Here is a 20,771-nt window from a genome sequence, read left to right as displayed (position 1 = left end):
GATGATGATTTCTTTTAGTTTCTGCCTGGCCATGTCATCCTCTTGACTGTTGATTATCGGCAATCAACCTTTACAGTTTGCGGCAACATTGCGCCGGGGATACTCCCCTTGCGATACACATGTTGTCTCTTCTCCACCGGCTCCTATTCTTCATCCATAAAAGGATACCTAAAATCAGTCGGCGGTACAAATGTTTCTTTGACGGTCCGGGTGGAAACCCAGCGCATAAGATTTGCCTGTGAACCGGCCTTGTCGTTGGTTCCCGAGGCCCTGCCGCCGCCAAAGGGCTGCTGGCCGACCACCGCACCGGTTGGTTTGTCGTTGATATAAAAATTTCCCGCCGCATGTTCAAGCCGGGCGATGGCCGTGCTGACCGCCACCCGATCCCTGCCGAAAACCGCTCCGGTCAGGGCATACATTGAGGAGCTGTTACACAGTTCCAGGGTCTGTTCAAACTGTTCATCTTCATAGACATAGACGGTCAGGACCGGTCCGAAAATTTCCTCAACCATGGTTCTGAAATGCGGATCAACGGCCAAAATGACCGTTGGTTCGACAAAATAGCCAACGCTGTCATCACAGTTGCCGCCAATGATCACCTCGCCCCCGTCGTTTTGCCTGGTGTATTCAATGTAACCGCTAATGGAAGTAAATGCCGCCTTATCGATAACCGCGCCAAAAAAATTACGGAAATCGGTGGGCGGCCCCATCTTGATCTCGCCAATCTGCTTCTTCAGTTCGGCTTCAACCGCCGGCCAGAGAGAACGGGGGATATAGGCACGGCTGGCCGCAGAACATTTCTGGCCCTGGTATTCGAACGCTCCTCGGACAAGACCAGTCACCAGCGGCTTGATTTCCGCACTGTTATGGGCGAAGACGAAATCCTTGCCGCCGGTCTCGCCGACGATTCGCGGATAGGCCTTATACCGACCAATATTTTCTCCGATAGTTTTCCACATCTGCTGGAAGACCCTGGTCGAACCGGTAAAATGGATTCCAGCCAGATTCGGGTCGGTGAGGCAGATATCGCCGACACTGGCGCCCGAGCCCGGAACAAAGTTAATAACCCCCGGCGGCAGTCCTGCCTCTTCAAGGATCTGCATGATCAGATACGGGGTATAGACCAGCGATGATGCCGGTTTCCAGACCACTGTGTTACCCATGATGGCTGGAGCGGTGGGCAAATTCCCAGCGATGGCGGTAAAATTAAACGGTGTTACGGCAAAGACGAAGCCTTCCAAGGGGCGATGCTGGATAAAATTCCAGACACCGGGGGACGACTCGGGCTGTTTCTCATAGATTTCCTGGGCATAGCGCACATTAAAACGCAGAAAATCGATCAATTCACAGGCTGCGTCAATTTCTGCCTGATAGACGGTTTTCCCCCCGGCAAGCATGGCCCCGCTGTTTATCAGCGGCCGATACTTAACAGCGAGAAGTTCTGCCACCTTGAGAAAGATAGCACAGCGCTCTTCCCAGCGAAAAGACTGCCACAGCGGCTGGGCCGCAACCGCTGCGTCGATTGCCCGCTGCACCTCTTCGGGTCCGGCTTTATGGTAAGTTGCCAGGACATGCTGATGGTCATGGGGCATAACGACCTTGCCCAGATTACCGGTTTTTACTTCTTTGCCGCCAATAATGAGGGGAATTTCCAGCTGCCTCGCGGACATTTCGGCCAAAGCTGCTTTTATTGCGGCTTTTTCCCGGCTGCCTGGGGCATAGCTTAAAATAGGTTCATTTATCGGTTTCGGAGTGCTGATTATCGCGTTATTCATGAGATTCATAGTTCACACGCTTCCTTTTATCCTTTTTTAAAGAGGGCTTTAATAATGACACCGGCCATCTTTGGGTTCTCTTTCAGTCTTCTGGTGCTATAGCCAAACCACTGTTTCCCGAAGGGGACATACACCCGCATTCGATGTCCCTTGTCGATAATCGATTTCCTCAGGGCCGGAGTTACCCCATAGAGCATTTGAAATTCATATTTGTCCGGAGCAACCTTGTACTTTTCGATAAGCCGGTAAGCGCCTTCAACTATCGGAATATCATGTGTGGCGATGCCCGGGTACATCCCTTCCTGAAACATGTACTCCAGGTCATCGAGGAAATGGTCGTTTATTTCCTGATATTTTTTATAGGCGATTGTTTCCGGTTCAACGTAAATTCCCTTGCAGACCCGTAGATTGACCGGGTGTTCCGGTGTATGCAAATCCTTCAGGCTTTCGATATCCTTGCGCGTCCGCTTGAGATACGCCTGCACGACAAGGCCGACGTTGGCCGGAAACTCTTCTTTGAGTTTCCTGTAGAGATCTATTTCCATGTCCGTACAGGGAGAATCTTCCATATCAATCCTGACCATATTATTGTAGGAGGCAGCCTTGGCCACAACCTCGCGGATATGCCGGTAGGCGACGTCTTTATCGAGCAGCAAGCCAAAGAACGTCGGCTTCAGGGAGTAATTTCCATCGACCCCGGCCTTCTCCGCCTCTTCAATCACTTCTAGATATTCTTCTTTGTTGGCTTGCGCCTCATCCAGGGTGGTAATAAACTCCCCCAGAACGTCGATGGTGGTTTTTATTCCTTCCGCATTCAGTTTCTTTGCATTGACAAGGGCTTCGGCCAGGGTCTCGCCGGCTATGTATTCCTTGGAAAAGATCCATACTAATTTTTTTGGCATGTACGGCAAGAGCCCGGCAATCATTTTGTTAAACATAGCAATCCCCTGTTCAGATTATTCTTTTGATGTTTTCTGCGCCCGGATAAGCGGCTCTCTCTTTTTTTAAAAATTGTATCCAATTTTTGCACACAACAAACAATTACGACATTCACAACCGACATGTCAACTCTTTTTATGGTTAAAATAAAAATAGTTTTTCCTGACCCTGCTGCAGTGCTTCGACGATCTTCTTCTGGCCCACCACCTGAAGTTGCGGGATTTATTACCTTTCAGATTGTCTCCTTGTAAAAAGGCAATCTGTAAGGTAATACAAGGGTGTTACCAAAGGTATACCGACATGGTATGCAATGTTTGTGTCGACAAAACAATACCAATACAATAGGTTGTGTAAAGGATGAAAGCACTCGATAATAATAAACAGCTAAGCAGGAAAGAGATGGGACAAATGCGGAAGATCAATTCTGAGGATTCTGTTTACCGAAAGCTGAAAACGGCTATACGTAAACGCTACATCCGCCAGGGAAGCCAGCTGGTGGAAGTCGCCCTGGCCCAGCAACTCGGTGTCAGCCGCACTCCGGTACGAAGTGCGATCAAACGACTTGAGGCTGAAGGACTGGTCAACAGCATTCCCAATCGAGGGGCCTTTGTGATCACGCCGACCCAGAGGGAAATCGAAGAGACCTTTCTGGTCCGCGCCCAGCTGGAAATAATGGCCGCCCGACTGACTGCAGCCAAAATCACCCCACAACAGTGCCAGGTACTCCTTGATCTCGTCGAGCAGGAAAGCAGGGGTTTTGATAAAAACAATCTGGATGAGTACTATGAGGCAAATGACACCTTACACCTCAAAATAGCCGAATTCTCCGACAATCGTGTCCTCTGTTCTTATATCCACGACCTTCTCGACAGGACCAGGATCTTCCTTATCCTCTACGACCCTTTCTACAAAATCGAATACTATCCCACAAAAGAACATGAGACTATTGTCGACGCCATTGTCAACCACGATGTCGAGCGGGCCGGCGCAGCGGTGATAGCGCATATCAACAGTGCGATCAGCGGACTGGAGACTGCCGGACAGTTACCGGAGGATTATCTTTCGCTTTAACCACGATAAAGACGCTGTGCCTTTCGTCAAACAAGCTCGGCCATGATCTGGTTGGCGAGCGGCCGGCCCTTTGCCGTGAGGCGGAGGTGGGTCGCGGTCAACTCGACAAAGCCGAAGGCAAGGAGTTTTTCCACGGTCGAACCGTAATACTCCTGAACATCAAGACCATACCGTTCATACAGGGTTCTGCGCGAGACCCCCTGCATCATGCGCAGGCCCATAATCACCGTCTCCCGGAAAGAGCCTTCACCGGACAACCGTTCCGTCTCGATGATAACCGATTGCTGTGTATGTATCCGGCGGATATACTCTGCCGGGTCGGCGAGGCGCCGCTCGCGCACGCCGTGCAGACAGCTCACGGCTGCCGTTCCGGCAGCCAGATAATCATTATTGAGCCAATAGTTGATATTGTGCCGGCACTGGTGGCCATCGCCGGCATAGTTTGACGTTTCATACTGCTGCAGTCCGGCAGAACCGCACAGCTGTGTGGTAATTTCGTCCATTTCCAGGATTGCCTCCTCGTCGGGAAGCGCCAGGGTGTTGTTTGCGACAAGGGCGTACAACGGCGTATCGGCCTCGATCGTCAACTGATATAACGAAAGGTGTTCCGGGTGAAACGACAGCCCCTTTTCCAGGGACTGTCGCCAGGAAGCAGGCGTCTGGCCGGGCAATCCGTACATCAGATCAAGATTGATATTGCGAAAGCCGGCAGAAACCGCAGCCTTGATGGCCGAGCAGGCCTCCTGCGCATCATGGGCACGCCCGATACGTTGGAGTTCCCCGTTATCAAAGGACTGTACACCAAGAGAGAGCCGATTCACGCCCGCCGCGAGAAGTCCTTCCAGATAAACGGCGTCCACCGTGCCGGGATTGGCCTCAACGCTGATCTCCGCGTCCGGCTCTGCGCCGAAGAGATCAACTGCAGAGCGGATCACGCCCTGCAGCAGCCCCACCGGCAGGCATGTCGGCGTACCTCCGCCGACAAACAGGGTGCTGAGCTTCGGGCTGCTCTCTACTGCACTATTTATCAGCTCAGCAAGACGGGTCAACTCCAGGGTCAGGGCCGCAACATAGGGGGCAAAGAGCCTTTCCCCTGCAGCGATGGACTGAAAGGAACAATAGCGGCACTTGCTGCGGCAAAAAGGAATATGCAGATAGAGGGAGGCCATTATCCGCCAAAGTTATCCATGGCCACCTGACATTCTGCCCTGACGGTTTCCATTAAGCCGTTGTCGGCAAAACTATACGCGCCGTCACCTATTACCAGATGATCGAGCAGCTGAAGCTGCATATAGTGGCAGAGCAGGCCGAGGGTTTTAGTCAGTTTGATATCCTGCGCCGAAGGCTGCAGACTGCCGGAGGGGTGATTGTGGGCAATGATCAGTGCCGCTGCGTTAAATTCAATTGCCCGTTTGATAATCTCCCTGGGATAGACGGTATTGACATTGAGGGTGCCTTCAGCGACGATTTCCGAATCGATTATGGCGTGGGAGGAGTCGAGAAAAATAACGGTGAGAACCTCTTTTTTCAGGCCGCGCATCGAGTGTATCAGGTACTCCGCCACCTCCCTGGAGGAGTGGAGAAAACGTTTGCCGTGCAGTCGCTCTTTCAGATAGTGGCCGGCGACCCCGTGGACAAAATGCAGGGCAAAGCTGTTCTTCGGACCAACCCCCTTGACCTCCTGCAGGGATGTGAGCGGTGCTTCCAGGACCTTGGCAAAGGAGCCGTATTTGGCAAGAAGGGTGCGGGCCGGTTCCTTGCAGTCGCTTCGCGGGGTGCCGAAGGACAAGAGCAGTTCAAGTATCTCCGCATCACTGAAGCCGTCAAGACCCTTGTCAAGGAAACGATCACGCAAGCGAGCCCGATGGCCGTCTCCCTTTTTCTGCCAGAGCTCTTTATCCACTCCAGGTACCGTTTTTTAGCCGCAAAGTTCTTTGGAAAATAGCTCATTGGCCAGCTGCGGATTGGCCTTTCCCTTGGTTTTCTGCATAAGTTGACCGACAAAAAAACCCATCAGCTTGGTTTTTCCAGCGCGAAAATCCTCTGCCTGAGCAGGGTGAGCGGCAATTATCTCCCGGACCAGCGAGAGCAGCTCCCCGGCATCGGAGACCTGCAGCAGATTTTTCTCCTGCACGATAGTCTGCGGGTCCTTGCCGCTGGCCATCATGTCGAGAAAAACGGTCTTGGCGATTTTACCGCTGATGGTGTTCTCGTCGACCATGAGTAACAGAGCGGCCAGCTGCGGCGCACTAACCTTGCAGGAAGATATTTCCTCACCTTTCAGCTCGCGCAGCAGCTCGGTCATGATCCAGTTAGAAACTTTTTTCGCCTGTGGTCCGCCCTTGACGGTATCCTCAAAATAGTCCGCCACTTCGCGGTCAGCGGTCAAAAGCACGGCATCGTGTTCCGGCAGATCGTATTGCATGGCAAACCTGGCTTTCCGCTGATCAGGCAGTTCAGGCAGGGAACCACGCACCTCGTCAATCCACTGGTCACTGATCTCAATAGGAACCAGATCCGGGCAGGGAAAATAGCGGTAATCATGGGCATCCTCCTTGCCGCGCATGGATTCCGAACAGTTTTTGTCGGGATTCCACAGCAGTGTCTCCTGAACAATTTTTCCCCCGTCAAGCAGAATGTCTCTCTGTCGGCGGACCTCATACTCCAGAGCACTCTGGACATGGCGAAAAGAGTTCATGTTTTTCAGTTCGGTCCGGGTGCCCAGCTTTTCCTCGCCGGCAGGACGAAGGGAGATGTTCGCATCACAGCGAAAACTTCCCTCCTGCATGTTGCCGTCACAAATATCCAGATAGCGCAGGATGGCGTGGATTTTTTTTAGATAGGCGGATGCCTCCTCGGGAGAACGGATATCCGGTTCGGAGACTATCTCGAGCAGCGGCGTGCCGGTACGGTTCAGGTCGACATGGGAGACCGGTTCCACCTCGTCGTGCATCAGCTTGCCGGCGTCTTCTTCCATATGGATACGGGTTATGCCGATGGTCTTTTCCCGGCCATCAACCTCGATTTTTACCTCGCCCCGACCGATAATCGGCAGATCAAACTGTGAGGTCTGATACCCTTTGGGCAAATCGGGGTAAAAGTAGTTTTTCCGGGCAAACTGACTGAAACGATTGATTGTGGAATTGGTCGCCAAACCAAGCTTGATGGCGAATTCAACCACTTTTTTATTCAACACCGGAAGCACGCCGGGCATGCCCAGACAAATGGGGCAGGTGTTGCTGTTTGGCGGTGCACCAAACTTAGTCGAACACCCACAGAAGATCTTCGTTACTGTTTTCAGCTGGGCATGAATCTCCAGCCCTATTACCGTTTCAAACTCCATGGCTTTCCTGCATATGTAGTGGCTCAAAAATAATCGCGTCGTAAAAACTCTTTATCTGCTTCGTTTCTGCAATTTTTCTATCATTACGACGTACTTGAGTACATCTCAACCGACTTCGGCGGACTTGGCGACCCACCCCCTGATTTTCTGCAACTCATCACGCCACGCCGCAGTCAAGCGCACGTCGAGGAACATCTTGAATAACGCATTGACCAGCTTGATGAGCTCCTCAAAAAGGTAGATACGTTCCAGGATCATTCCCTCGACCTCTTCCGGACTGTCACTTTTGTCATTTTCCGTTGTTTCCGTTTTCGGCAGGCGCACATTTCTAAACTCCATCAACGCCGCGGCGAGGGTAAAACTGTATTCGTAGTCGTTGTGACCGATAACAATACGCGCCTGCTCCAGTTTTTTGCCCATGCGCAGACCGGTACGAGCCTCCTGCAGCTCGGCCTGGAGACCGGTACAGACAATTTTCTCCGTCGACTCCCCTTCTCCGGATTCGAGCAGCATGTGTTTTTCAAATACGACCGTTATATCTCCCTGGCCGGGAAGCTCGACACTGCCGCCACGTTCTTCACTTTTCCACCACAGCCAGGTAAGAAACTCCTGGCCGAGGAATCGTTTTTCAATTATCAGATCAACTAAATCCATTACTCTTTCGCCGCCTTGCAAAATGTCTCGCTAAAGACCTGGTTATTTCACACAAAAATATCAGGAGATATTCGCTCCAGCATCGCCAACTGATCTTCGTCGACCAGATGTTCTGCCGTTGTGTAGGGAATCTGCTGTCGAAGGAGCAGGCCGAAACTCTCTTTGAAAAAATCCTCGAGGACGGCATGCGCCTTCTGGTTGGTTGAAAAAAAGAGCAGGGTCGCGTCGGAAAGACTCCAGCACAACTCAAAGATCGACGGTATCGGTATCGCCTTGCGCATCAGATCGGTACGCACCCGCTCTTTAATCTCGACCTTCATGGGCCGGCTCAGCTTCGGCAGCTGCCGTTCCAGCCGGACCCGTTCTTCTTCTTTCTGGACAACTTTTTTCAGTATTGCCGGAGAGACCTTCCTTTCGTCAATGCGCATGGTCAGGGTGATATAATCCCCGGCCGCGTAGGATGCATACTGAAACTGCGAATCAAACATATTGAGAATGGATACCCAGCCGATGGAATATTCATCATAACTGTCGTCAATATCCTGGAAGGAAAAGGCGATTATCCTGTCAGCGATGAAGTCCAGTGTATTTTCCGGTAATTCCCCCAGAACAGAAAACCTCACAAAACTCGCGGAACCCTTCAATAAACCCATAGAAAACCCTTAAAAAACTCATCGGTAGAGGTTGGTGAAAATTGTTTGCCATATCAAGCAGCAGATGCTTAGGAAGACTCAGCTCTTTCATATAGCATTCCTTGCTCCGTGTCTCAACTTTTTTATACCGAACGCCGGCAATACAGGCGCCAAATGGTCTACTCTACTTGACGCATCTCGATACAAGTGATAAAAGAAATAAAAGAGTAAAAAACCTATTGACACATAATAGCCGACCTTGTATAAAGACTTCCTCCATGGGTCGTTAACTCAGCTGGTAGAGTATCTGACTTTTAATCAGAGAGTCGCGCGTTCGAATCGCGCACGACCCACCAGAAACATTGTCCCCATCGTCTAGTCAGGTCCAGGACATCGGCCTTTCACGCCGACAACACCGGTTCGAATCCGGTTGGGGACGCCATATAAAAACAGGCACTTAGCGACTTTCGTTAAGTGCCTGTTTTGTTTCTGGTGGTTGCCGGGTGGTTTTTGGTTTAGAAAGTACTTTTAATGCGGGCCTAACCGACTCTACCCCTACGAATATATCTCTCTGTAGTAGAGACTGGGTTACTTCTTATTTCCGGGGAGCAGCTTCTCTTTCGGGTGATGGTAATCGGCCGTTACGCTCAATCAGAAAGGTGACGCTTTCGACAAAGTTCATGCGCTTTACGATCATGCAAAGGTCGATGGCGTTGAAGTTCCGGTTACAGTGAAAGCACCTCGATAGATTGGTCTCGGGTTTGACCGCCGTGTGGTGACCGGCGCACAAGGGGCAGGTGAACCTGAAGATGCCTTCGACCGTTTTCGAGGGAATGGCGAGCAGGGTTTCAATCACCTGGCGGATAGGGATATGGTTGCGTCCTTTATGCAATTGTTTATCGCTGAATCGCCGGCTCATCAGGAGATCAATTTGGGGCGCAGACTGCCGCAGTTTTTCATGTTGACGATGTGACTGAGCTCCGTCAGCCGATCGATCAGGGCCGCTGTCAAATGATCGTTTTTAAGGAAAGAGGGCCATTGCTCAAAGCCGAGGTTCGATGTGATCAGGCTTGATTTTTTCTTAAGGGTGTTGAAAAAGGCCCAGGGAGTTTTCAAGAAGACTTTTTTGCTGTGATTACCGCATGAAATTAAAAATAACCCACCTGGGTGCCAAGGAATGCGTTACCGGTTCCTGCCACCTGATAGAAAGCAATCCAGGTTCCAGCGACAGCATAAATATCCTCGTTGACTGCGGCAGCGCCTATGGCGATGATCCGCTGCTGCCCTTTGACCAGTTTCCGGTGCCGCCCGGCAAAATACACTATCTGTTTCTCACCCACGCCCATATCGACCACATCGGCCGGGTGCCGGACCTGCTCGATGCCGGATTCCGGGGCGAGATCATCTGCACCCATGCCACCAGGGAACTGCTCCTGCCCATGCTCCGCGACGCCATGTCCTTTTCCAGCCGGACCGACCAGGATGTCCGCCGCCTGGAAGCCCTGATCGATGAGCTGGCCTGGGGCTTTGAACTGCACGAAACATTTTCCCTGAAACAGAAGATCACCTTTAAACTGAGCAATGCCGGGCACATCCTTGGCTCGTGCTTTATCCTGTTCACTTTTCCCGGAGATGAGGACAAGGCGTATCGGGTGATCTTCTCCGGTGATCTCGGCTGCACCGACACGCCCATCCTGCCCGATCCCGATCCGCCCGACAGCTGTGACCTGCTCATCCTCGAATCCACCTACGGCGATCGCCGGCATCCGAGCAGAAAAGGGCGCATCGAGGCGCTGCGGCAATTGCTCGACAAGGCCCTGGCCGACAAAGGCATTGTCTATATCCCCGCCTTTTCCCTGGGCAGAACCCAGGAGCTGCTTTACGAGCTGGACCGAATCGGCATGAAGATCCCGGTGTTTGTCGATTCCCCCCTGGGGCTGCAGATCACCAGAATTTATGCAAGCCTGGACGCCTTCTGGGATGAAGAGTCGAAAAACCTCAAGGCGCGGGGCGACCACCCCTTTGACTTCCAGGGGCTCTATGCCGTGGAGAAATTCCAGGACCATAAAAAGCTGCTGGATGTCCACGGCCCGGCGATCATCATCGCCGGCAGCGGCATGTGCACCGGCGGACGGATTGTCGACCATCTGCGGCAGGGGTTGAAGGACCCGGCCAACGACATCTTCTTTGTCGGCTACCAGGCCAAAGGCACCCCCGGCAGAAAGATGATCGAGAAAAAGATCCCGGTCAAGGCAACCATCCATACCCTGACCGCCTATTCCGCCCATGCCGATCAGCAGATGCTGGTCGACTGGGTGCACGCCATGCCCGAGCCGCCGAAGGAAATCCGCCTGGTGCACGGCGAGGATGCGGCCCGCCGGGCACTTGCGCTAAACTTGGGGTCAGGCTTCGAAGATATCAAGTTTGTTTTCTAAGCAACGTTTTCAAGGTCTTCGCTCGGACGGCTGAACTGATACTGCCCACATCACGATTCACATATCGGCTGACCTCGGAGAGGGTGACGCAACCCGATTCATAGGCGAGCCAGCCAACCATGGCCCGAGCCTCGGAAAGTGTCTCTCGTTCCTACGCTCTGCGTGGGAATGCTTGAGGGATGCTCCCGTGTCCAGCTATGCCCAATCAGGGCTGGCCTCTGTTACCGCGGAGAAAAACGTGGTAGAGTCAACCGGTGAGATGAATGCGAGGTTTGCGCGCCATGTCGACAATAGAGCTGAATCGGTTAACTTGTCATCTTCGAAGCCTGACCCCACTGTTTCCATACTTGTTGTTGACTCTTTATGCATGGATATGTAAAATTATATGCATAAATGCAAAGGAGGACATCATGAGAACGACGCTCGATTTACCGGAAGACCTGCTTGAAGAGGCGATGAAGGCGACCAATATAAAAACCAAAACAAAAGTTATTGTCGCAGCACTTGAACAACTGATTAGAAAAACCAAACTAGCTGAAATCAAAAATTATAAAGGGAAAGTTGACCTTGATATCGACCTGAGCGAACTCCGAGGTCGTAAATGTCAGTTCTAATCGATTCGTCTGTATGGATTGAATATTTCCGGAATGGAAATAACTCTGAGAAGGTTGATTTCCTCATAGATGAGAATTTGGTGGTAACGAACGACCTGATTCTTGCTGAGCTTACCCCATTCTTAAAGATAAGGAAACAACACAATCTCGTGGACTTGTTAAACAATATCAGCAGATTGCCGATTGATATCAAATGGGATCAAATAATTGATTTTCAGTATCTCTGCCTTCAGAATGGGTTAAATGGTGTAGGCATTCCCGACTTGATAATTGTGCAAAATGCGATACAGAACATATCCCAAATTTACTCTTTGGATAAGCATTTCTCGATAATGAATGGTTTCTTAGGCGTTAGTCTGGGCATCAATCTGGGGACCTGACCCCTCTTTCCTCTCGTTCATACGCTCTGCGTGGGAATGCTTGAGGGACGCTCCAGCGTCCAGCACTACCAACCAGGGCCGGCCTGCCCGATGGTTAGAATCTCGTGCATACGTGAAAATCTGTGACGCGGAGCGTCGAAAGAAGGTGCCCACGCAGAGCGTAGGCACCAGAAGAAGCAGAGCGTAGGCACCAGAAGAAACAGAGCGTAGGCACCAGAAGAAGCAAAGCGTAGGCACCAGAAGAAACAGAGCGTAGGTACCAGAAGAATAGAGCTGAATCGGTCAACTTGTCATCTTCGAAGCCTGACCCCATTTTTTAGACGGGACAAGGCTTCAGCGTCTTTTATGCCGGGGCTGCTTTCCACGCCGGTCATGATATCAATATATTGCGCACCTGTTTGTTCCAGAAGAGGGCGGACATTTTCCGGGGTGATTCCTCCGGCGATGAAAACCGGCTTCGAGGAGAGTTTGATGATCTCAGTGGAGAAACGCAGATCCAGCGGGACACCGACGTGCGAAGCGTTGGCTGGAGATCGGGAATCGGCCAGCAATGCGTAGAGGCTGGTTGTGCAGAGCCTGGCAACAATCGCGGCAATATCCGCTGTGCCGAATTGGGCCATGCGGTCCTCCGCTTGTGTCGGCACGTACTTGATCACCTGAATATTCAGTTTGTGCAGTGCATCAGATATTCTGATCGTATCCTCCAGTGTTTCCTTGTAATGGAGCTGCACCATGGAGGGCCGCAGGCTGGACGCCAGTTCGATCACTTTTTCAGGGGGGCCGCCGGTGACAAGACAGCTTCGGCAGGGAGGCCGAACCAGGTGCAGCAGGGGCAAGGCCTCCTGGCGGCTCAGGTTCCAGGGAATCGGCAGGGGGTACTCCGTCACAAAACCGAGGATATCCACCCCCAGCTGCAGGCACAGTCGGACATCGGCTGGTCGCTGCAACCCGCAGATCTTGACCGTGATGCCGTTCATGCAGGTGGATCTCCACTGCCCCGGCTGAAGGCCTGATACGATGCAGCCATGTTTTCCGCCTGCCAGAGCGCGGTGCCGATCAGCAGCACTTCGGCACCCGCCCGAATGGCGGCTTGACCTTCCGCGGGTGTGCGAATGGAGCTTTCGCTGATCAGAAGGGCATTTTTGGGTTTATGCCTGGCCAGGAGCTCTGTTGCGGATACCGTTCCGTCATCTTTTTCAAGCTCGAGGATGTTCCGGTTGTTGATGCCGACAAGTTTTGCGCCGATTTTTCCCGCCCAGCCCAATTCTTCCTCGGTGTGTGCCTCAACCAGCGGCTCCAGTCCGATTTTCAGGGCTTGGCGATAGAGATTGGTCAGTGCGGGCAGGGTGTGCAGGGCGCAAATCAGCAGGACTGCCTGCGCGCCGCATTCCCTGGTCAGTGTCAAATCCTCCACGCTGGTGATGAAATCCTTGCGGAGGATCGGCAGGGTGGTTGCTTTGGCAAGTTGCCGCAGCAGGTCCAGCGAGCCGCCAAAATCTTTCGTTTCCGTGACCACCGACAAGGCCGGCGCGCCGGCCTGGGCCAGGAGCCGTGCCACCGCCAGCGGGTCTCTTCCGCGCAGCAGGTCGCCCTCCTTGGGGGAGGTGCATTTGATATCGGGGATGACGGGAATAAAACCTGCCTCTTTTCTGGCGATTAGTGCATCTGAAAACCTGGTGTGCATCGGTTTACCCCGCGAACGAATTGGAGAGCGCGCTCAGCTGGTGCAGTTTTTCCGCCGTTGCACCGCTGTCGATCAGCTGGCCGGCAAGGGCAATGCCTTCGGCAAAGCCAGCTGCCCTGCCGCCGACAATCAGGGCCCCGGCGGCATTGAGAACGATAACGTCGCGTTTGGGTCCGGTGATTTCGCCCGAGAAGACGCCGCGGATGGTCTGGGCGTTTTCCTCGGGGGTGCCTGATTTGATCTCTTCCAGGGTGCAGCGTTCCAGGCCAAAGTCTTCGGGCTGAATGGCATACGTGGTGATCGTGCCGTCTTTCAGTTCATTGATTCTCGTTGCACCGATGAGGGAGATTTCATCCAGACCGTCCTCACCATGGACAAACATCGCCCTGGTGTAGCCCAGATCCCTGGCCACCTGGGAAACGGTATCCAGCAGCTCCGCCTTGTAGACACCGAGGAGATGCCTGGTGGCAAAGGCCGGATTGATCAGGGGGCCGATGATGGTATAAAAAATCGTTTTGATGCCAAGGTCGGATTCAGCCGGGAGAACTTTGCCCATCACCGGATGGAACAACGGGGCATAGAGAAAGGCGATGCCGATCTCCTCGATCATTTTTTCGGCCTGGGCCGGAGAAAGATTGATATTGACGCCCAGTGCCTCGAGCACATCGGCGCTGCCGGAAAGACTTGAGATGGAACGGCTGCCGTGCTTGGCAACGGGAATCCCTGCCGAGGCCGCGACGATGGCCGTTGCCGTGGAGATATTGAAGGTGCTGAGACCGCCTCCGGTCCCGCAGGTGTCCATGAGTTCTGCCTGCAAGTCAGGCCGCAAGGGAATGCAGTTTTCCCGCATCGCTTTGGCGAGATAGGTAATTTCCTTGAGTGAAGAACCTTTCATCAGCAGGGCGACCTGGAAACCGGCGATCTGCAAGTCGCTGACTTCATCTCCACCAAAACCTCCGCCAATTGCCGACGGGCACAGATGGAATCAACGCTCTCTTTTTCAGTTCTCTCGTTCCTACGCCCTGCGTGGCAATGCTTGAGGGACGCTCCCGCGTCCAGCTCTACCAACCAGGCCTGGCCTGCGTTACTGCGGAGAATGACGTGGTAGAGTCCACCGGTGCGATGCATGCGAGGTTTGCGTGCCATGTCGACAATACAGCTGAATGGGTTAATTTGTCAACTTCTAAGCCTGCCCCTATCTGCACCACCGTCTTTCCACACCTGACCCGGAACCCATACCTTAAATTAGTATTGTCCCCAAATTTTCAATAAAATTGTCAAATCCAACGCGAAATGGGCATTTACACCTATTTACATCAAAGGGAAGATAAGGTTTAGTGTCTAACCTCCAGGTAGTTGGTCAAGTAACCCCCAACCGACCCACACCCTGGCCGCCTATTCCGCCCATGCCGATCCGCAGATGCTTGTCGACTGGGTGCATGCCATGCCCGAGCCGCCGAAGGAAATCCGCTTGGTGTATGGCGAAACTGCGGCCCGCCGGTCGCTTGGTCTGGCCTTGGTTTGATCTTTCCGCACCGCGAGGAAATGGGGCTCCGTCCCCCATTTCCCCTTTAAAGGCTTAAAATACCTCACCATGACACGCACAATATATATATGGAAATTGGTGTCTCAGCTTTGCAAGAACAGATTGGTCTCTGTTTCAAGTTGTTTTGTCAAAAATAAAGATTTGACCCCCCTTTTCGACCCCTATTTACTTCAAAGGGCAGATAAGGTTTAGTGTTCAACCTTAAGATATTGGTCAAGGCAAGCAATGCCATTGGTAAGTCAAGTCTGTTAACGGGTGTTGGTCAAGTAACCCCCAACCCACCCACACCCTGACCGCCTATTCCGCCCATGCCGATCAGCAAATGCTTGTCGACTGGTTGCATGCCATGCCCAAACCGTTGAAGGAAATCCGCCTGATGCATGGGGAAGATGTGGCTCGCAGTGCGCTTGATGTGGCGCTGGCTTGATCTGGATCTTTCAGCAATGGGAGAAAATGGGGCCTCCGTCCCCCATTTCCCCTTTAAAGTTGTAAGTAAGTGCAACATTAGATTGGACGCCAAAGAATATTTGATTATGAGCCCGATATTCAATGGTTTCTCTTGGCCTGTGGTGCAATTATGTCCATGACATTTTGCCGTATCGCATTAGTGAATATTTGAAGATTAATTGATTTTGAGAAATACGTTCTCAACTTTCTATCACAAAAGAGATCAGAAAACTTAGGATCATGGAAAAAATAATGACCATCTTCGGCACCAGACCAGAAGCCATAAAGATGGCACCGGTGATCCGCGAACTCAACAAATATCCTCAGCAATTCAAAAGTCTCGTCTGCGTCACCGCTCAGCATCGGCAGATGCTCGACCAGGTGCTCGATCTCTTTGAGATTAAGCCCGATTATGACCTGGATATAATGAAGCCGGGGCAGGATTTGTTTCATGTGACCTGTAATGTGATGCAAGGGTTAAAACCAGTTTTGGAAAAGGAAAAACCCGATCTGGTTCTCGTGCATGGGGACACAACCACCACCATGGCCGCGTCCCTGGCCGCCTTCTATTCCGGCATCTCGGTCGGCCATGTGGAAGCAGGCCTGCGCACCGGTAACAAGCGCGCGCCCTTCCCGGAAGAGATCAACCGCCGCGTCACCAGCTGCATGGCTGACCTCAACTTCGCCCCTACCGCACAAGCCCGCCGGAATCTGCTGAATGAAGGCGTGCCTGATACTACAATTCATGTTACTGGTAACACCGTTATTGATGCCCTGTTGATGGTCCGGGAGAAATTATCGGCGGGCAAACTGGCCGAGAGCATCGGGCAGGATCTGATCTCCAGATATCCAAATCTTGCCACTATGCTGAATGCACCGTCCGACACCTCTTGTCCATCGCCCCAAGCCCATCGCATGATTCTCGTAACCGGCCACCGCCGAGAGAATTTCGGCGAAGGTTTTGAAAACGTCTGCCTCGCCCTCAAAGAGATTGTCGAGACTCATGGTGATGTGGAAATCATCTACCCGGTTCATCTGAACCCCAACGTCCAAGAACCGGTCAAGCGCCTCCTTTCCGATTGCCCGTCCGTGCACCTGATCGAACCGCTGGATTACCTCCCCTTTGTCTGGCTTATGGACCGCTCCTATCTGATTATCACCGATTCAGGTGGGGTGCAGGAAGAAGCACCCTCGCTGGGCAAGCCGGTATTGGTCATGCGGGAGACTACCGAGCGGCCGGAGGCGGTCCTGTCCGAGACGGTCAAGCTGGTGGGGACGAACCGGCAGCGGATCGTTGGCGAAGCGACTGAGCTTCTTTGTAACCAAAATGCTTATGACCGAATGGCCCAGGCCCATAATCCTTATGGAGATGGGCTGGCCGCAAAAAGAATCGCTGAAATCCTGGGTGAATATAAGATGCCAACCCTTTGTTGCTAAGGAGTATGTATGAGTAAGGCAAAACAGAATATTGTGGTTATGGGGCTTGGCTACATCGGCCTGCCAACCGCCTCCATGCTCGCCACCAAGGGCCATCAGGTGCTGGGTGTGGATGTCAATGAAGCGTCGGTGAATACCATCAACGCGGGAAAGATCCACATCGTCGAACCCGACCTGGACATCTTGGTCCGCTCTGCAGTCAACAGCGGTAATCTCAAGGCATCGCTGGTCCCAAATGAGGCCGACACTTTCATCTTGGCAGTGCCGACCCCGTTCAAGAACGGATCAAGCAACGAGAAGATTCCCGATATCAGTTTTGTCGAGGCAGCCACCCGTGCCATTGTCCCCTTTCTTCAGCCCGGCAATCTCGTTATCCTCGAATCTACCTCGCCCGTCGGCACCACCGAACGGATTCGTGACATTATCAGCGAACTCCGCCCAGACCTATTGCCAAACATCTCTAACCCATCGCCCATTACCCATAGCCTCTTGCCTATCTTCATAGCCCACTGCCCCGAACGGGTCCTGCCCGGCCACATCATCCGCGAGCTAGTGGACAACGACCGGATCATAGGCGGCATTAACCGGGCCTCGGCAGAGAAGGCACAGGAGTTATACAAGTCTTTCTGCAGCGGCAATATCTTCATCACCGACGCCAAGACGGCCGAGATGGCGAAGCTGACGGAAAACTCCTTCCGCGACGTGAACATCGCCTTTGCCAACGAGCTCTCCCTGATCTGCGACCGTCTTGGCATTAATGTCTGGGAGTTGATCGAGTTGGCCAATAAACATCCCCGCGTCAATATTCTCCAGCCGGGGCCGGGAGTCGGCGGCCACTGTATCGCGGTTGATCCCTGGTTTATCGTGGCGGCGGCGCGAGAGGAGGCGAAACTGATCCGAACAGCGCGAGAGGTGAATGACTATAAACCGCACTGGGTGCTGGAGAAGGTTCGGGCCAAGGCGGAACGGTTCAAAAACCCGGTTATCGGTTGCCTGGGGCTGGCTTTCAAAGCGAATATCGATGATCTGCGGGAGTCACCTGCTTTGGAGATTACTCGGGCGTTAATGGCCAGCGGGATTGGGCAGTTGATGGCATGTGAGCCGAATGTGAATAGCGGTTTTGGGGAGTTTCCGCTGTATGATTTAAACGAGGTTTTGAAAGAATCTGATATTCTTCTGGTGCTGGTGGATCACGTGGAGTTTAAGGGGATTGATTGGGAGCTATTGAAAGAGAAGGTGGTGATTGATACGAGGGGAATTTGGCGGTAAATGAGAATATCGTCTGCTTCGATCAAAAAATTCTTTTACATACGATGTCCGCAACGACTCCGCCCCTACTGGGATCGGGTCGAGAAATCGGACGTTGGTTCCAGACTTGCGCGAGGCGCGTTCTGGTCTATTACAGGGGCCTTAATTTCCAGAGGGATGATGCTCCTTGCTTCCATTTTTATTGCCCGGATTTTGGGCCGGGAGGTCTACGGAGAATATGGGATTATCCGTTCAACAGTTGGCATGTTCTTTGTCTTTGCAGGGGCTGGCCTTGGTCTGACAGCTACTAAGTTCGTAGCAGAGTTCCGCATAAGCGAACCAGCTCGAGTTGGGCGGATAATGGCCATCACTAATCTTTTTGCATTGTTTACTGGGGCCTTTGTTGCAACAACTGTTTATATTGCTGCGCCTTGGCTCGCTGAATCTACTATTAACGCCCCCCATCTTTCGGTCGAATTGCGTGTTGGTGCTGTCATCCTCTTCATTAATGCTCTTAACGGTGCCCAAATAGGAGCGCTGGCCGGATTTGAAGCATTTAAAAGCATCGCTCGGATAAACACTTTAGTGGGCTTGACGTCATTCCCTTTATTAGTGGCTGGAGCCAATTGGGGGGGGGTGCGGGGGACAGTATTTGCGTTGGCAACAACAACGGGCATAAACTGGTGGTTGAATCATAAAGCATTGCGCATAGAGGCCACGAAGTGGGCTGTTCATTCAAATATGAAAGACTGCCTAATAGAGTTACCAACACTCTGGAGATTCGGCCTTCCGGCAGCGATCAGCGGTTTTATGGTTACTCCGGTTTTTTGGGTATGTAATGTTCTCTTAGTAAATCAGCCCGATGGTTATAGCCAAATGGGCATATATGATGCGGCGAACCATTGGAAGATGGCAATTCTCTTCATCCCGGGTATGGTAGCCCAGATTGTATTACCGATGCTTTCCAACTTGAATGGACTGAATGACCAATTGCGTTATCGTAAAGTCCTCAAGTGGAACGTTATTATCAATGGCGGGTGTGCACTTGCCGTCGGGTTGCCTGTGGCCCTTTTAAGCCCATGGATTATGGCAAGCTACGGGGCTGGGTTCGAAGCGGGGTTTTGGGTAATGATTGTCCTCATCTTGACTGCTATCCCGATGTCCATTACGACCGTAGTTGGGAGGGGAATAGCAAGTAAAGGCCGTATGTGGGTAGGGTTGCTTTTTAATTTAGCATGGGCAATAGCCTTAATAGTCTTCTGCTTGCTATTTATTCAAAAAGGCTTTGGAGCTCTTGGTCTTGCACTAGCAAACATGCTTTCCTACTTACTACATTTTTTATGGCAAACAATATATCTAAGTAAGTTGTTAAAGCCTGTGTCGAGACCGGTAGAAGGTTAAAAAACGTCTTAATAGCTCGGAATAGTTAACTCATGCCTACTTTTTTTGTTCTACTTTACGGTAACCTGGAGTATGACGGGCGAGTCAAGCGTGTGCTTGAAGTCATAGCTCCACTGGGTGAATATTTTTTATTGGATCTGGCTTCAAGTAATTCAAATGACAATAATATTCCAAATAGAATTAGAATGTCATTCCCACAGAAACGAAAGACGATCTGGCGCCATCTATTGTTCTGGAGTAAAGCTGTCAGTATTGCTCTAAAAACAAAGCCAAAGATAATCATTGGTGAGGATTACTTCACTGTATTTCCTGCATGGTTGGCATCCGTTTTTTGCGGGGCACAATTTATTTATGATGCACATGAGCTTATCATACCTGACGAATCAAGGGCATTTAAATGCCGTGCACTTTTCTGGTATAGGTTGGAAAAATTCGTTATCAACAAAGCGGATCTAATCATAGCAGCAAATATAGAGAGAGCAGTGCTCATGAAAGAGCACTACAAATTGGCTCACACACCAATTGTCATGAGGAATATTCCTACCCCCTGTAATATTGACTGCGAACCCAATGAGCTGCTACGTGTTTTTCCAGCGCTTGCGAATAAGGCGTCTGACGAAAAATGGGCTCTCTATCAAGGTTTTATCGCAGAAGATAGAGGTATTGGTCGTTTTGTGGAGGCCCTGCGTTATTTGCCAGAGAACTACAGAATGATCATTGCAGGAGATGGCCCTTTCAGGGTGAAGCTATCATCGCTAGCAAGTGATCTAATAGAAAGTGATCGTCTTTTATTGTTAGGTAGGATTGAAAATAGAATACTTAATAGTCTAACAATTCTTGCCGATGTTGGGATTGTTTGCTATCCAAATACAGGGCTTAATAACATTTACTGTGCCCCGAACAAACTTTTTGAATATGCACAGGCATGTTTGCCAGTTATAGCCACAAATCAACCCCCACTTCGAAAACTAATTGAAACATATTCAATTGGAGAGACTGTTTTGAACGATGGGTCGCCAAATGATATTGCAAACTCTATAATAAGAATTGCTAAGAAAAAAGAAAAATTTTGTTCCGGTCTAAAAAGACTTATCTCTGAAAATCCAATATATGTCGAGATAGATAGTGTACGTGATGTTATCAAAGGTATGTTGAAGTAAAATAC

Annotated in this window: 22 protein-coding genes and 2 tRNA genes; 12 read left to right on the top strand and 12 right to left on the bottom strand. The window is 51.5% G+C overall.

The window, feature by feature from the left end; genetic code table 11:
* Positions 1-143: 143 nt before the first annotated feature.
* On the bottom strand, positions 144-1,784 hold the full coding sequence (pruA, locus tag ACYQ8U_RS20085) for an L-glutamate gamma-semialdehyde dehydrogenase (RefSeq protein WP_459947348.1): 1,641 nt from the start codon (positions 1,782-1,784) through the stop codon (positions 144-146).
* A 17-nt stretch (positions 1,785-1,801) separates the two neighbouring features.
* On the bottom strand, positions 1,802-2,713 hold the full coding sequence (locus ACYQ8U_RS20080) for a proline dehydrogenase family protein (RefSeq protein WP_459947347.1): 912 nt from the start codon (positions 2,711-2,713) through the stop codon (positions 1,802-1,804).
* A 400-nt stretch (positions 2,714-3,113) separates the two neighbouring features.
* Between ACYQ8U_RS20080 and ACYQ8U_RS20075 the strand changes: the two genes are divergently transcribed.
* A complete protein-coding gene (locus ACYQ8U_RS20075; protein WP_459947346.1) occupies positions 3,114-3,785 on the top strand; it encodes a GntR family transcriptional regulator in 672 nt (223 codons plus the stop codon).
* A 26-nt stretch (positions 3,786-3,811) separates the two neighbouring features.
* On the opposite strand, the gene hemW is transcribed toward ACYQ8U_RS20075, so the two are convergent.
* The 5 genes from hemW to rdgC all read right to left on the bottom strand — a co-directional run bounded on the left by hemW (position 3,812) and on the right by rdgC (position 8,405).
* Positions 3,812-4,954, bottom strand: coding sequence for a radical SAM family heme chaperone HemW (gene hemW / locus ACYQ8U_RS20070; RefSeq protein ID WP_459947345.1), 1,143 nt, complete (start codon positions 4,952-4,954; stop codon positions 3,812-3,814).
* Entirely contained in the window at positions 4,954-5,688 is a 735-nt protein-coding gene (gene radC, locus ACYQ8U_RS20065) for a RadC family protein (protein ID WP_459947344.1), read from the bottom strand. Before radC ends, hemW begins: the two co-directional genes overlap by 1 nt.
* A gap of 15 nt (positions 5,689-5,703) precedes the next feature.
* Positions 5,704-7,143 (bottom strand): Asp-tRNA(Asn)/Glu-tRNA(Gln) amidotransferase subunit GatB, encoded by a 1,440-nt coding sequence (gene gatB, locus ACYQ8U_RS20060; RefSeq protein ID WP_459947352.1) that lies wholly within the window; start codon positions 7,141-7,143, stop codon positions 5,704-5,706.
* Between the two features lie 90 nt (positions 7,144-7,233).
* Positions 7,234-7,782: a hypothetical protein gene (locus tag ACYQ8U_RS20055; RefSeq protein ID WP_459947343.1), complete on the bottom strand. Its 549-nt coding sequence runs from the start codon at positions 7,780-7,782 to the stop codon at positions 7,234-7,236.
* Between the two features lie 47 nt (positions 7,783-7,829).
* Positions 7,830-8,405, bottom strand: coding sequence for a recombination-associated protein RdgC (gene rdgC / locus ACYQ8U_RS20050; protein ID WP_459947342.1), 576 nt, complete (start codon positions 8,403-8,405; stop codon positions 7,830-7,832).
* Positions 8,406-8,694: 289 nt separating this feature from the next.
* Here rdgC and ACYQ8U_RS20045 point away from each other — a divergent pair.
* Together ACYQ8U_RS20045 and ACYQ8U_RS20040 are read left to right on the top strand one after the other, a co-directional pair.
* Positions 8,695-8,770: transfer RNA gene (locus ACYQ8U_RS20045), tRNA-Lys, on the top strand.
* 8 nt (positions 8,771-8,778) lie between these two features.
* Positions 8,779-8,856 (top strand) — tRNA-Glu (locus ACYQ8U_RS20040).
* 153 nt (positions 8,857-9,009) lie between these two features.
* On the opposite strand, the gene ACYQ8U_RS20035 is transcribed toward ACYQ8U_RS20040, so the two are convergent.
* Both ACYQ8U_RS20035 and ACYQ8U_RS20030 read right to left on the bottom strand, forming a co-directional pair.
* Positions 9,010-9,333 carry a CHC2 zinc finger domain-containing protein gene (locus ACYQ8U_RS20035; RefSeq protein ID WP_459947341.1) on the bottom strand — a complete coding sequence of 108 codons (324 nt, stop codon included), beginning with the start codon at positions 9,331-9,333 and terminating at the stop codon, positions 9,010-9,012.
* Positions 9,333-9,530 (bottom strand): ATP-binding protein, encoded by a 198-nt coding sequence (locus tag ACYQ8U_RS20030; RefSeq protein WP_459947340.1) that lies wholly within the window; start codon positions 9,528-9,530, stop codon positions 9,333-9,335. Before ACYQ8U_RS20030 ends, ACYQ8U_RS20035 begins: the two co-directional genes overlap by 1 nt.
* 26 nt (positions 9,531-9,556) lie before the next feature.
* Here ACYQ8U_RS20030 and ACYQ8U_RS20025 point away from each other — a divergent pair, with 26 nt between their 5' ends.
* The 3 genes from ACYQ8U_RS20025 to ACYQ8U_RS20015 all read left to right on the top strand — a co-directional run bounded on the left by ACYQ8U_RS20025 (position 9,557) and on the right by ACYQ8U_RS20015 (position 11,843).
* The gene (locus ACYQ8U_RS20025; protein ID WP_459947339.1) at positions 9,557-10,849 is read left to right on the top strand and encodes an MBL fold metallo-hydrolase; all 1,293 of its coding nucleotides are present in this window, start codon (positions 9,557-9,559) and stop codon (positions 10,847-10,849) included.
* A gap of 410 nt (positions 10,850-11,259) precedes the next feature.
* Positions 11,260-11,463 (top strand): type II toxin-antitoxin system VapB family antitoxin, encoded by a 204-nt coding sequence (locus ACYQ8U_RS20020; protein WP_459947338.1) that lies wholly within the window; start codon positions 11,260-11,262, stop codon positions 11,461-11,463.
* A complete protein-coding gene (locus ACYQ8U_RS20015; RefSeq protein WP_459947337.1) occupies positions 11,451-11,843 on the top strand; it encodes a PIN domain-containing protein in 393 nt (130 codons plus the stop codon). Before ACYQ8U_RS20020 ends, ACYQ8U_RS20015 begins: the two co-directional genes overlap by 13 nt.
* A gap of 290 nt (positions 11,844-12,133) precedes the next feature.
* Here ACYQ8U_RS20015 and ACYQ8U_RS20010 read toward each other — a convergent pair whose 3' ends face one another.
* Genes ACYQ8U_RS20010 through trpD form a run of 3 tightly spaced genes read right to left on the bottom strand, consistent with a single transcriptional unit; the run spans position 12,134 to position 14,491 of the window.
* Positions 12,134-12,820 carry a phosphoribosylanthranilate isomerase gene (locus ACYQ8U_RS20010; protein WP_459947336.1) on the bottom strand — a complete coding sequence of 229 codons (687 nt, stop codon included), beginning with the start codon at positions 12,818-12,820 and terminating at the stop codon, positions 12,134-12,136.
* Positions 12,817-13,527, bottom strand: a complete 711-nt coding sequence (locus ACYQ8U_RS20005; protein ID WP_459947335.1) for an indole-3-glycerol-phosphate synthase — start codon at positions 13,525-13,527, stop codon at positions 12,817-12,819. The genes ACYQ8U_RS20010 and ACYQ8U_RS20005 overlap by 4 nt, the downstream gene beginning before the upstream one ends.
* 4 nt (positions 13,528-13,531) lie before the next feature.
* Positions 13,532-14,491: an anthranilate phosphoribosyltransferase gene (trpD, locus tag ACYQ8U_RS20000; protein ID WP_459947351.1), complete on the bottom strand. Its 960-nt coding sequence runs from the start codon at positions 14,489-14,491 to the stop codon at positions 13,532-13,534.
* A 456-nt stretch (positions 14,492-14,947) separates the two neighbouring features.
* Here trpD and ACYQ8U_RS19995 point away from each other — a divergent pair, with 456 nt between their 5' ends.
* From ACYQ8U_RS19995 to ACYQ8U_RS19970, 6 genes are all read left to right on the top strand, one after another.
* Entirely contained in the window at positions 14,948-15,052 is a 105-nt protein-coding gene (locus tag ACYQ8U_RS19995; protein ID WP_459947334.1) for a hypothetical protein, read from the top strand.
* 310 nt (positions 15,053-15,362) lie between these two features.
* On the top strand, positions 15,363-15,500 hold the full coding sequence (locus tag ACYQ8U_RS19990; RefSeq protein WP_459947350.1) for an MBL fold metallo-hydrolase RNA specificity domain-containing protein: 138 nt from the start codon (positions 15,363-15,365) through the stop codon (positions 15,498-15,500).
* A 260-nt stretch (positions 15,501-15,760) separates the two neighbouring features.
* Entirely contained in the window at positions 15,761-16,957 is a 1,197-nt protein-coding gene (gene wecB, locus ACYQ8U_RS19985) for a non-hydrolyzing UDP-N-acetylglucosamine 2-epimerase (protein WP_459947333.1), read from the top strand.
* Positions 16,958-16,966: 9 nt separating this feature from the next.
* Complete coding sequence (gene wecC / locus ACYQ8U_RS19980) at positions 16,967-18,226, top strand: UDP-N-acetyl-D-mannosamine dehydrogenase (RefSeq protein ID WP_459947332.1); 1,260 nt, start codon at positions 16,967-16,969, stop codon at positions 18,224-18,226.
* Positions 18,227-19,606, top strand: coding sequence for an oligosaccharide flippase family protein (locus tag ACYQ8U_RS19975; protein ID WP_459947331.1), 1,380 nt, complete (start codon positions 18,227-18,229; stop codon positions 19,604-19,606). It begins immediately after the preceding gene.
* A 92-nt stretch (positions 19,607-19,698) separates the two neighbouring features.
* Positions 19,699-20,766, top strand: a complete 1,068-nt coding sequence (locus ACYQ8U_RS19970; protein WP_459947330.1) for a glycosyltransferase — start codon at positions 19,699-19,701, stop codon at positions 20,764-20,766.
* Positions 20,767-20,771: the final 5 nt, after the last annotated feature.

It is taken from the genome of Desulfocastanea catecholica (genome assembly GCF_054657295.1).
Note: the sequence above shows the minus strand (reverse complement) of the source record. Positions and strands in the feature narration are given on the sequence as shown.